Below are 15,842 nucleotides of genomic sequence, written 5' to 3'. Positions count from 1 at the left end.
CTCAAAAGCATAGCTGACTATCCATTATAAGTATTTGATTTTTATAATGTCTATATATAGAATATAGTCAAGGAGGCTTTCATATGATTCAAATGCTTACCAAAGAAGATATTCAAAAAAGTTTAGAAGATATGGGATGTTCATCTAAACAAGTTCAAGAATTTGTTGATGACTTTGAAAATCATCGTTTTGAATTTCTTTTCCTTTTTTTAAAAAAGAAAAGATATGAAATTCTAGATGAAGTGCATCAAAAACAAAAGAAAATTGATCATCTTGATTATCTGATTTACACTTTAAAAAATATTCAAAATAAAGCATAAGCTTTCTTAAAGGAGGTCAATATCATGCAAATCAAACAGATTATTGAAAATCAAACTTTTGATGAAGAAAGAGCTTTATACAACATACAAAATACTGAAGTGAGAAACTGTACTTTTGCTGGTCCTCAAGATGGAGAATCTGTCTTGAAAGAAACAAGACAAGTCAGAGTTGATCATTGTACTTTTTCGCTTCGTTATCCCTTATGGCATGTACAGGGTTATGAATTAATTCACAGCTCTTTAGATGAATTAACAAGAGCTCCTATCTGGTATTCTCATCATGGTTTGATTGATTCTTGTGATATTCAAGGTATAAAAATTTTAAGAGAATGTAGTGATACAATTGTTTCAAATTGTCAGATTCAATCACCAGAGTTTGGCTGGTTCTGCCAGGATATTTCTATTAAAGATAGTGAAATTCATTCTGAATATATGTTACTTCATAGTCATCATGTTAAAATTGATTATTTGAAATTTACAGGAAAATATTCTTTCCAGTATATGCATGACTTAGAAATTACAAATTCTTATTTAGATACAAAAGATGCCTTCTGGCATAGCAATAACGTCATCGTTAAAGATTCTGTTGTCAAAGGTGAATATTTAGGGTGGTTTTCAAAAAATGTCACATTCATTAACTGTCAGATCATTGGAACACAACCATTATGTTATTGTGAAAATTTGAAACTCATTGATTGTGAAATGATTGATTGCGATTTAGCATTTGAATATTCTGATGTACAGGCAACAATCAAAGGACATGTTGATTCTATTAAAAATGTCAAATCAGGAACAATTACAGTTGACAGTGTTGGTGAAATCATCAATGAAGATGCTGTCATGGAAACAAATGGTCAAGTGATCATCAGACAAGCCCCTATAAACAATCAGTCTATTTGTCAATGCTGTTGTTAAACGTTAACTGAAAAGTCAGCGTTTTTTTATTATCAATAATTGAACATTAAAAAAGTGAATCTCTGCAATTAAGATACCTTAACTTTTAGAAATTCACTTCTCTCTTCATTCCATGTTTATAAATCAATATTTTTATTTCACAACAATATTGACAATCTTATTTTTCACGACAATAATTTTCACAATATTCTTTCCTTCAGTATGTGTTTTTACATTATCTTGAGCTAAAGCTTCCTGTTTCACGACTTCATCATCTTCATCTTTATTCACAGTGATTTTAGCACGAAGTTTTCCATTAACCTGTACAGCCATCTCAATTGTTGACTGTTCCAACATCGCTTCATCATATGTTGGCCATGGCTCATAAGCTAATGTTTCATCATGTCCAAGTAACTGCCACATTTCTTCACAGACATGTGGAGCGATACAGCTTAACATTTTCACTAAGTTTTCAGCATATGGACGATAGACAGTTTTAGCTTTATAAGCTTCATTGACAAAAATCATCATTTGTGAAATAGCAGTATTAAATCCTAATGTTTCATAATCATGAGTAACTTTTTTAACAGTAGAATGATAAACAAAGTCTAATGAATGATCATTTTCATCACTTAATTTATCAGATTCCACAATCAAACGATACACACGATCCAACCATTTTCTAGCACCGTCAACACCTGTTTCACTCCATGGTTTACTTGCTTCCAAAGGTCCCATAAACATTTCATAAACTCTTAATGTATCAGCCCCATAAGTTTGAACAATATCATCAGGGTTAATGACATTCCCTTTAGATTTACTCATTTTTTCACCATTTGTTCCTAAAATCATACCTTGATGATATAATTTCTGGAATGGTTCAGGATGTGACAAATATCCTTTATCATATAAATAACGATTCCACATACGAGAATATAATAAGTGTCCAACAGCATGTTCTGGTCCACCAACATATAAATCAACTGGTAACCAGTGATCCAACAACTTTCTATCAGCAATCGCATGATCATTATGTGGATCAATATATCGCATATAATACCAGCTGCTTCCCGCACTTCCTGGCATTGTACTTGTTTCACGTTTTCCAGCTTTTCCATTCACAGTGACATTCACCCAGTCTGTAGCTTTATCCAATGGTGATGCTCCACTCTTAGAAGGTGAGTAATCTTCTAATGGTGGTAAAATCAATGGTAATTCATCATCTGATAATGCAACGGAAGTGCCATCATCAAAATTAATCACTGGAATTGGTTCTCCCCAGTATCTTTGACGTGCAAAGATCCATTCTCTTAAACGATAATTCACTTTCTTTTCACCACAATGATGATCAGTTAACCATTGAATCATTGTTTCAATGGCATCTTCTTTGTTCATACCATTTAAGAAATCAGAATTAATATGATTTCCATCCTGTGTCCATGCTTCTTTTGTGACATCTCCACCTTCAAGCACTGGAATAATTTCAAGACCAAATTTATTCGCAAATTCCCAGTCACGATCATCATGAGCAGGAACCGCCATAATAGCACCAGTTCCATATCCTGCTAAAACATAATCTGAAATCCAAATAGGTATTTTCTTTTGATTCACTGGGTTAATTGCATAAGCACCAGTAAAGACACCTGTTTTATCTTTATTTAATTCAGTACGTTCTAATTCAGATTTTGTGGCACAGACTTTCACATAGGCTTCAATCGCTTCTTTTTGTTGTGGTGTTGTAATCTTAGCTACCAATTCATGTTCAGGAGCTAACACACAATAAGTTGCGCCAAAAAGCGTATCACAACGTGTTGTAAACACAGTAAACTGTTCATCATGTCCATCAACTTGGAAATGCACATGAGCGCCAATAGATTTTCCAATCCAGTTTCTTTGAATTTCTTTGGTAGATTCAGGCCAATCAACATCCTCTAAACCAGCCAATAATTTTTCAGCATAAGCAGGAATATCAATAACCCACTGTTTCATATTCTTTCTAATAACTGGGTATCCCCCACGTTCACTTTTTCCATCAATGATTTCATCATTAGCTAAAACAGTTCCTAATTCTTCACACCAGTTCACTGGAATATCCACATTTTTAGCTAAACCATCTTCATAAAGCTGTTTAAAAATCCATTGTGTCCAATGATAATAATCAGGATCACAAGTAGAAATACATTTATCCCAATCAAATGAAAAACCTAACATCTTTAACTGATGTGTAAAAGTTTCAATATTATGACGTGTAAATCCTTCAGGGTGATTTCCTGTTTTAATCGCATATTGTTCAGCTGGTAATCCAAAAGCATCAAATCCCATTGGATGTAAAACATTATATCCCTGCATTCTTTTCATACGTGACATAATATCTGTCGCTGTATATCCTTCAGGATGTCCAACATGTAATCCTTGTCCTGATGGATATGGAAACATATCTAAAGCATAGTATTTAGGTTTTGAAAAATCCCAAACATCAGTATAGAAAGTCTGATGTTCATCCCAATATTTTTGCCACTTCTTTTCAATGGCTTGATGATCAAATGGCATCATTTATCCCTCCTTATAAATATAAAAAGCCGTCCTTCTAAGGACGACTTGATCGCGATACCACCTTAGTTCATATATGGAATCCATATATGCTCTCAAAACTTTAACGCAGTTAACGACAAAGACTACTCTTTTCATCTTTGTATCTCCAAGGCGAGTTCATTGCCTAACCTGTCTATTTCCACCACCCATAGACTCTCTAAAAAGTATCAACAACTACTACTCCTTTTCATCGATTCTAAACACAAAATATTATATCATATGTTTATTATTTTGCAAATCTTTTCTTAAATTTTAGGAAAATGATACATAACAATAGCTCCAGCAATCGCAACATTTAAAGATTCAATCCCTTGAATAGGAATATATAATGTATGATCACAGGCATTTAAAACAGCCTGGCAAACACCCTGCCCTTCGTTTCCTAAAACAAATGCCATTTGTTTTTGAGGCTGATAATGATCAATAGGTAATGCCTGATGTAATGATGTTCCATATACACCAACCCCTTGTTTATGTAATAAAGCAATAGCTTCTAATAAATCCATTTGGCAAAGTGGCATTTGAAATAAAGCTCCCTGTGTAGCACGAATAACTTTATCATTATAAAGGTCAACACTTTCAGGTGACATAATGATTTGGTCATAACCAAGTGCTAGAGCACTGCGAATAATAGTTCCTAAATTACCCGGATCTTGAAGATTATCCAATAACAAATAACGTTCTTTCCATGTATCTAAAGTTTGATGCTGTTTTTTACAAACAGCCATAACAGGTTGTGGTGTCTTTGTAAAAGCTATTTTTTCCATAACTTTTGAATGAACATAAAGAGTATCTTCTGGAAATGTTTCATCAAGTGTTGTTATTAATGTTTGAATACACCCTGCTTTTCTGGCTTCTTCAACCAAATGAAAACCTTCCACTAAAAACAAATCATATTCATCACGATATTTCTTTTGTTTCAATTTCATTATTTTTTTGATTGTTTCATTTTGAATTGATGTAATCATGTATGTTTCTCCTTTAAGCGTTTTTGTAATATCTGATAATGTGGCAATCTTTTTGCTATCTCATGATAGAATGATGCAGAATGATCATGATAAAGAAAATGACATAACTCATGAACAATCACATAATCAATCAGTTCCTTTTCTAAATGAACTAATCCTAAATGAAAAGAAACACGCTGTTCCTTATAATAACAGCTTCCCCAGCGACTTTTATATTTTTTAATTTCAATACGTGGCATATCCAAATCAAAATCATGAGCCAGATAATCAATCATTCTTTCTTCAATATAATCATATAATATACGATAACATTCTTTTTCCACACAACCTTGTATATCATAATGATAAACATACAAATCATGACCATGACATTGACAACGTTTAACACCTATATCCCTGACAACTAGACGATAACGTTGATTAAAAATCAAAACATATCCACCATCATTATATTGATAATAAGGTTGAAAAGCATGTATTTGTGTCAGTATTCTTTTTTGATAAGTATGAATCATCTGTTCAATATATGTCAATGATGTCCCATAAGGTGCACTAATCAACAATTGTCCATCTCGTACACGCATTCTTATATTTTGCATATGCTTATAAGTTAACTGATAGACAATGGTTTCATCATTTATCTGTATTTGATATTCTTTCATAAATCTCCTTGAATAAAATCAATAAATTCTCCCATATTATATAAGAAAGGACTGATCAAAAATGCGTGAAGCACTTTTAATGAATCTCAAAGGGTTCACCCCTACTCAGTTGCAGGAAACCATTGATGAGGGCATTGCCTCTAAAGAAGAAACAATCCTTGTTGGTTTAGGTGTCCTCTTTGAACAATATTACAATTCATTAGATACGACTTCTAAACAAAAATTCCTGCAAAATCTCAGTACACTGTTATAGACCATTTGATGGTCTTTTTTTATGAATATATAATTGTTTTATTTGTCTTAATGCAATAAACAGACATAAGAAAATAAAATTCCATTGAAATAAATCCAACATTGGAACAAAAAACAAAATAATCGCAACCAAGCATAAAACAAGAATAAATTTATATGTCAGAATATTTTCATAAGTATCAAATATGATTTTTGATATTTCAAAAATCATATAATTCAATAGCCACAACAATAAAAAATATAATGTTGTATAAATATTCACAAAAAATAAACGCCTTAATGCTTCAACAAATGAACATTCATAATACGAAATCAAAGAAATCATAAAAGAAACAAAAGCAATCAATAAAGTTGAAAAAGCATTTCTCAACATATATAACGTCATTTTATCTTTTCTTCCCGCTTTCATCATGATTCTCCTTTTTGAATGGGATTTAGAGGCAATGTAAAAGTATAAGGATTGAGATCATCTTCACTTTTCATTAATGTTATTACACAACATAACTGCATATCAAATAATGATCCTTGACCATCATAATATCCAATTCCTTCCACCTGATCATTTAAAAAATCTTCTGTTTTTCCTTTTAAATAAACAAATCTTTCATAATCATTAATATTCACTTCATTATTCTGTTCATGAGAATACATATAATCAACAATCATATACGGGTACTTTTGGGCAAGTTTTGTATCTTTACTTGAAAAGACTCCTGTTTTTAACCAATTTTCAGTCACATATACATTGGTTAATGTATAATCTTTATTTGCTGAAGTATATGTCATGATATCTTGTTTTTGCATAGATAATGTTTGATTATAGATAGATTTCTTTTGACGTTTGACTTCTATTTGTAATTGAACATTTTGAAGATCTTTTTCACTAAAGATATTCTGTCCTGTCTGATTTTCTAAAAGTAAAACTTGATTATCATTTTGAATCTTTATTGTTTGAATGAAAGGCTGATGATTTTTTAGATGAAGTGTCACTGTCATTTCATCATTTTTCTTTAAAAGTTGAGGTTGTAAAGGTGTCACACGGGCATGTCCATATCCTTGTGTTTTCCCTTTTTGATAAAACTCATATCCTGCAATTTGCCATTCTTCATTTTGAGCATATAAACAATACTGGTAATCAACTTTTTCACCATAAGTATGGAATATAAAGTTCTGATACCAGAAAAAGAGTGTTGCTACAACAAAGGATAATAAAACAAATGATAAGATAAGTTGTTTTTTGATTTCTTTATTCATACCATCACCAACACCCATTATATAGTTTTTACAAAAAAAAGGAAAGAACTTTTGTCTTTCCTTAAGAAGAACCCAATGTCACATTGACAGAAGATGTCGAACCGTTACGATTAATCGTTAATTTCACCGTATCTCCAGGATTTTTAGAATAAAGCTGTGTTAAGAAATCTTTATAAGATTCGATATCTTTACCATCAAATTGAGTAATAACATCTCCAGCTTGAATACCTGCTTTGCTGGCAGGAGAATTACTTTGCACATCAGCGACATAGATTCCTTTATTTAGATTTGTCTGAATACGATACATATACAGTTCATATGAAGAATAGCTATCTAATGATAGTGCTGAAATACCAATTGTTGGTCGATTGACTTTTCCTGTGTCAATAATTTCTTCTACCAGCTTTAAAGCATCATTAATTGGAATCGCAAAGCCCATTCCCTCAACTTCTTCTGACGCTAATTTCATTGAAGTAATACCAACCAGTTCTCCAGCTGCATTGACCAATGCACCACCACTATTTCCTGGATTGATGGCCGCATCTGTCTGAATAACATTCATATCCCAGTCTTCACGTCCATCATCATTCAAATCAACAGAAACAGTTCTTGATGGAGCTGAAACAATACCCTGTGTGACAGTTCCCGCATATTCAATACCTAATGGACTTCCTACAGCTAAAACAGGTTCTCCAGCCTCTAATAAAGTTGAATCTCCTACTTTAAAAGCAGAAACTTCAAAATCAACTGTCATCTTTAATACAGCGATATCACCATATTCATCGCTACCTAAGCATTCCGCCTTCACAGATTCACCATTAGAATAAATGACCTCTATAGATTGAGCATTTTCAATGACATGATGATTCGTAATGACATAAACTGTTTTTCCATCAACCTTATAAATGACACCACTACCACTACCAGCCAATTGATTATTTTGATATACTGCCACACCTACTGTAGATGTTTTCGCACTTTCAATGACCTCTGTTAGATCAGATTGAACATCATAATTTACCTTTTGCACTGTCGCATTTGAATTGGAAGATCCAGATGATTGATTTCCTCCTAAAACTTTATACATTAAAAATCCATTACAACCTAGTGATACAATCAACAATAATACAACAAAGATTTTAAATAGCTTGTTTTTATTCATATGTTTCATCATTTATCTTTCCTTTCTTTGATGATTTCTTTTTATATGATTATCATAATATACAATTACCTTAATATTATTTTAAAAATGTGTGAAAATGTCAAAATAATGTCTATTCTAAAATCTTTTGAATTTCATCTAAATGTTCTAAAGCCAATTGATATCCATAATGATAAAGACGATCAATCTTTTTTAAATCTTTTTCAAAAGAATCAATCTGAAATGCTTCATTTGGTCTTAAAATAATCGCCTGTCCCTGCTTCTCTAATTCTTCACAATAAGCCAATGTTTCATTATATAAAAGATGTCTTGTCAATAGTGGTTGAACCAGATGAGGATATTTCTTTTTCAATAAACGACTCGCAATAATATTTGCTTTTGATAATGTTTTTTGATAACCTTTTGGTCTAGTTAGAACAATTAACATTTTATCATGACCATCCTGTTGTGCTTTTCTAACAGGGATAGGATCACAAATCCCACCATCATAATATTTCTTACCATTCAAAGAAATAACTGGAAATGCAAAAGGAATCGCACATGTTGCTTTTAACATTGTACATTGTTTATCTAATTGTTTTCCATCAAGATATTCACACTCTCCTGTTTCCACATTAGTAACACCGACTTTAATTTGAGTTGGATTATTTAAAAAAGCTTCCCAGTCAAAAGGATAAATCTCTTGAGGGATTGTTTCATAAGCATAACGTAAACCAAATAAACTTTTATCACTGATATAATTGCGTAAACCAACATAACGCTTGTCATGACGATGATTCATTAAGATATCATAATTACGTTTTGGCTGCTTAGAAACATAAGAAAAACCATCGGTAATACCAGCTGATACACCTATCACATAAGGGAAATCAATATGATGATCATTTAAAGCATCCATCACACCACTTGAAAAAATCGGACGGAAAGTTCCACCTTCTAAAATTAAAGCTCCCATTATCTTTTATCCTCCAACATTGCTAAATACATTTTTTCATCAAATTCCTTTAAAAAAGCAACAAGCATTTCAACAGTCGCCTCAAAATCATCAGTATGAACCATTGTATAATGCGAATGCATATAACGTGTTGGAATGGAAACTGTCAGATTCATAATACCAGAACCAGCTTTACTTAATTCACCAGAATCTGTACCACCTGCCAAATCCATATCTAACTGATAACGAATCTGATGTCTTTGACAAATATCTTCAATCTGTTTTAATAAACCTGTATGAGCAATGACACTGCCATCCATCACACATAAAGCTACACCTTGACCTAAGCGAACATCGTTTTGTTCTCCACCAGGCAAGTCATATGAAAACGTCACATCAATTGCCAAAGCCAAATCAGGTTGAATCATTTGAGCAACTGTTTTGGCTCCTCGCAGTCCAACTTCCTCCTGTACTGTTCCTGCTACATAAAGCATTGGATCAATCTTTTCTTTATATAGACGTTTCATAACCTCCATCAAAACAGCGACCCCAACACGATCATCCCATGCTTTCGATAATAGACATTTTCCATTTTGTATAAAATGTGATACAGGTGTTACAGGATCACCTTTACCAATTCCCATATCTAAAACATCCTGTTTAGACATAGCCCCCACATCTAAATACATATCATCAATAGTGAGTGCCTTTTCTTTAGAAATCTGTTGTTTACAAGCAAAGACACCTTTTATATTGTGACCATCACGTGTTTCAATATTCATTAAAGATGATGGTAAATAACGTGGATTCCATCCACCTACAGGCTGAACTTGTATAAATCCATGTTCATCTATATTCTTCACTAAAAATCCAATTTCATCAACATGAGCAGTCAATAAAACTTTCAAAGGCATCTTTCCTCTTTTTAAAGCAATAATACTTCCTAAACCATCATATTGAATTTCATCTACAATATCTAATAGATATGATTTCATGAATCTTGTCACATGCTTTTCATATCCAGATACACCATTGATTAAACTCAACTGCTTTAACATTTCAATATCAACCATTTGAAAACCTCCTGTTTCTCTATTATACATCTTTTTGATTTCATCACAAGGGTCTTAAAAATTATTCCCTATATTTTCATAAAAAAACAAAAAAAAGAGGTTTCCCTCTTTCATTATTGAGCCAATGCTTTTTTAGCTGTATCTACGATTGCTGTAAATCCTTCAGGATCAGCAATAGCGATTTCAGATAACATTTTTCTGTTAATATCAACATTTGCTAATTTTAAACCATGCATTAATTTTGAATAAGAAATATCATTCATTCTTGCAGCTGCATTAATACGTGCAATCCATAATCTTCTCATTTCACGTTTTAAATTTCTTCTATCTCTATATGCATATTCTAAAGAGTTCATGACTTGTTCATGAGCTGTTTTATATAACGCATGTTTAGAACCAAAATATCCTTTGGCTAATTTTAAGACTTTCTTTCTTCTACGTCTTGTTGTATATCCACCTTTAACTCTTGCCATTTTTTATCCTCCTATTCATTACCCTTGTAATCTTGATTTAATACGTTTCATATCTGAAGGGTGTACTAAAGTTGCTTTTGCTAAATGTTTCTTCTGTTTATGAGTTTTGTTATGAGATAAATGTGAAACATACGCATGTCCACGTTTATATTTTCCTGAACCAGTTCTTTTTAAACGTTTTTTAAGTCCACTATGAGATTTCATTTTTGGCATAATCCAATATCCTCCTGTTATTTTTTCTTTGGTGCTAATATAGCAGTTAATGTTCGCCCTTCTAATTTGGCAGGTTTTTCAATAACGCAATAATCTGCACATTCAGCGACGAAATCATCCAGTATTTTTTGACCAATATCAATATGAGCGAGTTGTCTTCCTCTAAAACGTACTGCAATCTTTACTTTATCACCAGATTCCAACCATTTTAATGTTCTCTTTAATTTCACATTCTTATCATGAACATCAATTGTTGGAGATAATTGTGTTTCTTTTAAAGATACTGTTTTAGAATTTTTCTTCATTTCTTTTTGTTTCTTTTGCTGTTCAAAACGATATTTTCCATAGTCCATAATACGACATACAGGTGTTTTTGCTTTTGGTGCTACGCAGACTAAATCCAAATCCTGATCATAAGCTACATTAATAGCCTGATTACGTGACATAACCCCTAACTGATCACCATTTTGATCAATCACAAGAACTTCCTTGAAACGAATCTTTTCATTCACTAAATCGTCATTTGATTGATTGTTATACTTGCTAATAATAGCCACCTCCTATATATGTGTAGTTGAAATAAAAAGTGAGCACATAAAGTACCCACAAATTGACATTAAGATATTCATCTTAGTGACATAAGCCTAGCGTCATCAACACTCAGGCGAGAAGTAGGCACTTCTTCTTTCCACTACTTTTCATTTACTTGTATATCATAATGTATTTTTTCTTATCTGTCAACCATATTTTTCTTATTTTCTCTTTTTAAATAAACTTTCAAAAACCTGTGGAGTTGGTGATACAAAACGCATTTCTCTTTGTGTCAGTGGATGAATAAACATCAGCTCATGAGCATGTAAGCCTAATCTTTTGATAGGATTACATGAAGCTCCATATTTATCATCTCCGACAATAGGATGATGCAAAGAAGAAAGATGCACACGAATCTGATTTTTACGTCCTGTGTCTAAATAGATTTCTAATAAACTATATTGTGATGATGAGGCAATCACACGATAATGTGTAATAGCTCTTTTGCCATGACGTTTATTCGTAATATAAATATTCTGTGTTTTTGATTCACATAAATAATTATCAATCGTTCCGTGTGTTTTTTTCATATGTCCTTCTACAATCGCCACATATCCCCTTGTTTTGACATATTGATTCCAGTGATGCGTCAGTAAATCATAAAGTTTTTGACTTTTCACAAACATTAAAAGACCAGATGTATATTGATCTAAACGATGCACAAGAAAGATTTTTTCTTTTTTCTTAGATAAATATGTTTTGATAATCATATAAGCTGTCTTTTGACTCTCTTTATCCGTTGCTTCACTTAATAATCCACAAGGCTTATCAATCACTATGATTTCCTGATCTTCATAAACAATAGGAAAAGGTAATTCCGCCTTCTTTTTCCCTATCGAAACGATTTGTCCTTTCTTTAAAGGATATGCATAATGTGTTTGAATATGTCCATCAACATAAATTCTTTCAAATTTCAAAAGATTTTTTAATTCATTTCTCTTTTTAGATGTCTGTTCCAATAAAAAGGAAAGTAATGTTGTATCATTATTGACTTTATATTCCATGAAGCATTTCCTCCATATGTGTAAAAACACATTGTTTTAAATTTTCTTTTCCTTTCTGTAAAGCTTGAGCTAAGGGCATCGATGTTGGAGTAATAGACCATACATTTTCAAATCCCCATGATTGAAGGACATCTAAATCTTCAACACGTCCACAAAAAGCATAAACTTTTTTATGATATTTTTTAGCTATCTGTAAAACACCATAAGGCGTTTTTCCATATTGTGTCTGGTAATCCATTTTTCCTTCACCAACGATGACACAATCACATGATGCAATAGCATCTTCCAGCCTAGAAATACGACTAACCACTTCAAAACCTCGTTCTAAATGTCCTCCACATAACAACAAAGCATATCCCAGTCCTCCGGCTGCTCCTGCACCGGGAAATGACTGGTAGCTAGGTTGAGATATTTCTATAAGTTGAGCATATCTTTGCATAGCCTGATCAATGCTTTCACATTCATCAAGATGCAATCCTTTTTGTGGTCCATAGACATAAGTTGCTCCCTGTTTTCCACACAAAGGATTGGACACATCACATACACCTATCAATTCAACATCTTTTAATCGCTGATCCAAACCACACCAATCAATATATTCAATATCTTTTAAACCTTTCATTGTTGGTATGACAGGCTGATGATGACAATCTAAAAATTGTACACCTAAAGCCATCAGCAATCCTATTCCTCCATCATTTGTTGCACTACCTCCTAAACAAATCATGATGCGTGACATCGATAAATCCAATGCTTTTAAAATTAATTCACCCAACCCATAAGTTGTTGTAAGATAAGGATTTTTATGTTGCTCATCCAGTAATTCTAAACCACATACCTTGGCACATTCAATAATGGCACAATCATTGATAATTGCTATAGGTACAGAGCGTTTTTCAAAACAGACACCGGTCACTTCATACATCTTGATTTGTCCCGATAAACTGCTCATTAATGTTTCAAGCGTTCCTTCTCCTCCATCAGCCATAGGCAGACACTGAGTGATAAAAGAGGCATCATAATCATGAATAGCCTCTTGAATTTGTAAACTGGCTTCGATAGCACTCATACTTTCTTTAAAAGAATCTGGAGCAATCACAAATTTCATCATTTCACCTCCAAAAAAAGAGTAGACATGTCTACTCTATAAAATACATGTTGAATTACGCATAACAAAAGCTTTTAATAAAATCTCAATCAATACAATAGCCCATAAAGGGACAACCGTCCAGCTTAAGGCTGTAATAAGCATTGCGACTTTCACCACAACTGTCAAAATATTATTTGCAACCGCAATAGTACGCATCTTTCTTGCGATTACAAATGTTTCATAAACCCTATTTAAATCAGCATCGATCAATACAATATCACTATTTTCAACAACTTTAGGATCAGCTAATCCTCCACGAGAAATACCAACATAACTTTTCTGTAAAAGCTCAATATCTTTAAAAGTATCTCCAATATAAACAACAGGTGCTGTCATAGATTCCATTTTTTCTAATTTTTGAACATTTGTTAAATCATTATAAATTTTATACTGATCATCTTCCAATGCCACAGGTCCATCATTATAAATGACAAGTGTTCTTCCCATATGTGAAAGCTTCTTAAAAAGATTTAATTCCTCATTTGTGACTTCCACACCATCAAAACGATCATAAACAATCGTCTGTGCTGCATTAATAGAATCTAACCCCATTGATGATTCAACAATAATACCATTTTGAAAAGCTTTTGCAAAACCTGCCAGCATTCCTAAAGATGTTGCCTGATCACTTGATAAAGCTCCCGATATCACAAGGAAAACAGCTCCAACATGAATATAAGAACCATATTCTTCAAATTGAATGAGTGGCAAAACAATACCTAACAACAGCCCTAAAGCAACCATAACTGGAGTATAGAATTTTGCTAGTCGTTTTGTATATTTTTCAGTTTTTGATTCATAGACAGGAGCTACACTGGCAATATTCATTAAATTCATATAATTAGAACTTTCATAAGTTTCATCAACCTGTACATAAAGCTCACTTTCACCCACATTGACATCACCACTGCTGACATGACTGCCTTTTTTTACTACAACCGGTTCATATGTACTTGTATTTGAATAAGTACTGATGGCTGAAACACCTTTATCAATCGTTCCGGGAATAGACACTGTTTCACCCGGTTTTATCATTAAAATATCACCAATTTCAACATCATATAATGAAACCTTTTCTGTTTGTCCATCTTGATAACGCATCCCAGTTTCCGGCATTTCTACAGCATTATCAATCTTATGCAATGAACGTTCCAGAACTTTGTTTAAAAATGGCGTCGATAATTCATAGACAATTAAAGCCACACATGTTTCAATATATGCCCCAGAAATAACACCAAAAATCATAGCGATAAAAACAAGTAATGATTCACTGAAAAACTTCTTAGATAAAAGATCTCCCCATCCTTTTTTGAGTAAAGGCATACCTAATAAAATGACTGTGATTAACCATAAAATAGGTGTCATAATTGTATCATCTTTAGATGTAACTAATGCTAAAGCGACAACAACGAACAAAATACCAATACGTATATACATCTGAAGAAATTTTTGATTGAAAACATCCTGTGAACGGATAGGTCGGTGATGTTCAATAATCTCCACCGATGGATTAATCTTAAATAATTCTTTTCTTAACAGACTTAAAACATCTCTTTGACTAGATTTCAATAATAAAAGTTTATTTTGTCCATCATAATGCACATCATGATATCTACGATCTTTTTCAATTCTTTCAACCAGCACATAAATATCATCTTCTGTTAACATATTTTTAAACATGAAATAATATTGACGTTCTTTCTTTTTGGCAAAATCATATTCACGTTTTTTCCCATCAATCACTTCTTTTACAACAAAGTCTTTATTCACACTCTGGATTAAACTTAATAAAGCATCAATATCAAGACAATGAAAAACAATACTATCTTTATTGACTTTAATATGCGAAACTTGTTCTTTTTCATTGAGTTTTAAACTTAAATGATTTAATTCTTCAACGGATTGAATATTTGAAATTTCAAAAGTCTTTTTTGACAAAGTCATCACCCTTTCTACGACATCATAACATATTTTTCATAAAAAACAAAGAAACATCACAATTTCTCATCAGATGATTTATATTTGACAAAACGAAAATATTCCTTAAATTCTGTTTCACTGCAACTTAAAGAAAATTCTTCCCCATAAATCTTATAAAAAGAAACCTCCTTGTCACCTGTGCGAACCATACATGCATAAATCTGGTTGTGATAAAAAATCGTCAATTCTTCTTTGCCTATTTGCATACGCATATCTTGAATACATCGACAATAACAACGCTTTCCTTCATTAGCCACAGGTGACACCTCCTTAAATGTATTCTATCACTTTTTAAATAGCTAAAAAAGAAAAATGATACT

The 15,842-nt window shown here is 32.4% G+C and carries 18 protein-coding genes and 2 other annotated features; of the genes, 3 read left to right on the top strand and 15 right to left on the bottom strand.

Going from position 1 to position 15,842, the window contains the following annotated elements; translation table 11 throughout:
- Positions 1–83: 83 nt before the first annotated feature.
- Together KEC48_RS01620 and KEC48_RS01615 are read left to right on the top strand one after the other, a co-directional pair.
- Entirely contained in the window at positions 84–320 is a 237-nt protein-coding gene (locus tag KEC48_RS01620; RefSeq protein ID WP_087243214.1) for a hypothetical protein, read from the top strand.
- 24 nt (positions 321–344) lie between these two features.
- Positions 345–1,235 (top strand): DUF3737 family protein, encoded by an 891-nt coding sequence (locus tag KEC48_RS01615; protein WP_211963976.1) that lies wholly within the window; start codon positions 345–347, stop codon positions 1,233–1,235.
- Positions 1,236–1,367: 132 nt separating this feature from the next.
- Here the strand turns inward: KEC48_RS01615 and leuS are convergent, their stop codons facing one another.
- From leuS to KEC48_RS01600, 3 genes are all read right to left on the bottom strand, one after another.
- Complete coding sequence (leuS, locus tag KEC48_RS01610; protein ID WP_087304857.1) at positions 1,368–3,764, bottom strand: leucine--tRNA ligase; 2,397 nt, start codon at positions 3,762–3,764, stop codon at positions 1,368–1,370.
- A gap of 36 nt (positions 3,765–3,800) precedes the next feature.
- Positions 3,801–4,006, bottom strand: a binding site (T-box leader).
- Positions 4,007–4,051: 45 nt separating this feature from the next.
- Positions 4,052–4,774 carry an RNA methyltransferase gene (locus tag KEC48_RS01605; protein WP_205088984.1) on the bottom strand — a complete coding sequence of 241 codons (723 nt, stop codon included), beginning with the start codon at positions 4,772–4,774 and terminating at the stop codon, positions 4,052–4,054.
- On the bottom strand, positions 4,771–5,436 hold the full coding sequence (locus KEC48_RS01600; RefSeq protein WP_087358477.1) for a YgjP-like metallopeptidase domain-containing protein: 666 nt from the start codon (positions 5,434–5,436) through the stop codon (positions 4,771–4,773). Before KEC48_RS01600 ends, KEC48_RS01605 begins: the two co-directional genes overlap by 4 nt.
- A 61-nt stretch (positions 5,437–5,497) precedes the next feature.
- On the opposite strand from KEC48_RS01600, the gene sspI reads away from it, so the two are divergent.
- Positions 5,498–5,689, top strand: coding sequence for a small acid-soluble spore protein SspI (gene sspI / locus KEC48_RS01595; RefSeq protein ID WP_211963974.1), 192 nt, complete (start codon positions 5,498–5,500; stop codon positions 5,687–5,689).
- Here sspI and KEC48_RS01590 read toward each other — a convergent pair.
- From KEC48_RS01590 to KEC48_RS01535, 12 genes are all read right to left on the bottom strand, one after another.
- Positions 5,684–6,097: a hypothetical protein gene (locus KEC48_RS01590; RefSeq protein ID WP_087358473.1), complete on the bottom strand. Its 414-nt coding sequence runs from the start codon at positions 6,095–6,097 to the stop codon at positions 5,684–5,686. The two genes, sspI and KEC48_RS01590, sit on opposite strands and share 6 nt — an antisense overlap.
- Positions 6,097–6,960 carry a hypothetical protein gene (locus tag KEC48_RS01585; RefSeq protein WP_211963971.1) on the bottom strand — a complete coding sequence of 288 codons (864 nt, stop codon included), beginning with the start codon at positions 6,958–6,960 and terminating at the stop codon, positions 6,097–6,099. The genes KEC48_RS01590 and KEC48_RS01585 overlap by 1 nt, the downstream gene beginning before the upstream one ends.
- Positions 6,961–7,003: 43 nt before the next feature.
- Complete coding sequence (locus KEC48_RS01580) at positions 7,004–8,104, bottom strand: trypsin-like peptidase domain-containing protein (RefSeq protein WP_211963968.1); 1,101 nt, start codon at positions 8,102–8,104, stop codon at positions 7,004–7,006.
- A gap of 112 nt (positions 8,105–8,216) precedes the next feature.
- The gene (locus KEC48_RS01575; protein WP_211963965.1) at positions 8,217–9,059 is read right to left on the bottom strand and encodes a patatin family protein; all 843 of its coding nucleotides are present in this window, start codon (positions 9,057–9,059) and stop codon (positions 8,217–8,219) included.
- Positions 9,059–10,111 carry a M42 family metallopeptidase gene (locus KEC48_RS01570; protein WP_211963963.1) on the bottom strand — a complete coding sequence of 351 codons (1,053 nt, stop codon included), beginning with the start codon at positions 10,109–10,111 and terminating at the stop codon, positions 9,059–9,061. The genes KEC48_RS01575 and KEC48_RS01570 overlap by 1 nt, the downstream gene beginning before the upstream one ends.
- A gap of 113 nt (positions 10,112–10,224) precedes the next feature.
- Positions 10,225–10,584, bottom strand: a complete 360-nt coding sequence (gene rplT / locus KEC48_RS01565) for a 50S ribosomal protein L20 (RefSeq protein ID WP_087358464.1) — start codon at positions 10,582–10,584, stop codon at positions 10,225–10,227.
- Positions 10,585–10,602: 18 nt separating this feature from the next.
- A complete protein-coding gene (gene rpmI, locus KEC48_RS01560) occupies positions 10,603–10,797 on the bottom strand; it encodes a 50S ribosomal protein L35 (RefSeq protein WP_087243200.1) in 195 nt (64 codons plus the stop codon).
- A gap of 17 nt (positions 10,798–10,814) precedes the next feature.
- A complete protein-coding gene (infC, locus tag KEC48_RS01555) occupies positions 10,815–11,354 on the bottom strand; it encodes a translation initiation factor IF-3 (protein ID WP_087358462.1) in 540 nt (179 codons plus the stop codon).
- 15 nt (positions 11,355–11,369) lie between these two features.
- Positions 11,370–11,490, bottom strand: a sequence feature (ribosomal protein L20 leader region).
- A gap of 59 nt (positions 11,491–11,549) precedes the next feature.
- A complete protein-coding gene (locus KEC48_RS01550) occupies positions 11,550–12,392 on the bottom strand; it encodes an RluA family pseudouridine synthase (RefSeq protein ID WP_087358460.1) in 843 nt (280 codons plus the stop codon).
- Positions 12,382–13,500 carry a glycerate kinase gene (locus KEC48_RS01545; protein WP_211963961.1) on the bottom strand — a complete coding sequence of 373 codons (1,119 nt, stop codon included), beginning with the start codon at positions 13,498–13,500 and terminating at the stop codon, positions 12,382–12,384. The genes KEC48_RS01550 and KEC48_RS01545 overlap by 11 nt, the downstream gene beginning before the upstream one ends.
- Before the next feature lie 36 nt (positions 13,501–13,536).
- Positions 13,537–15,480: a hypothetical protein gene (locus tag KEC48_RS01540; RefSeq protein ID WP_211963960.1), complete on the bottom strand. Its 1,944-nt coding sequence runs from the start codon at positions 15,478–15,480 to the stop codon at positions 13,537–13,539.
- Between the two features lie 56 nt (positions 15,481–15,536).
- A complete protein-coding gene (locus KEC48_RS01535) occupies positions 15,537–15,779 on the bottom strand; it encodes a hypothetical protein (RefSeq protein WP_211963958.1) in 243 nt (80 codons plus the stop codon).
- Positions 15,780–15,842 lie beyond the last annotated feature (63 nt).

Origin of the sequence: Clostridium sp. C1 (assembly GCF_018223625.1) — a bacterium.
Taxonomy (GTDB): Bacteria; Bacillota_I; Bacilli_A; order Erysipelotrichales; family Coprobacillaceae; genus Allocoprobacillus.
The sequence above is the reverse complement of the archived record's forward strand: the minus strand, read 5'-3'. Positions and strand labels throughout refer to the sequence as shown.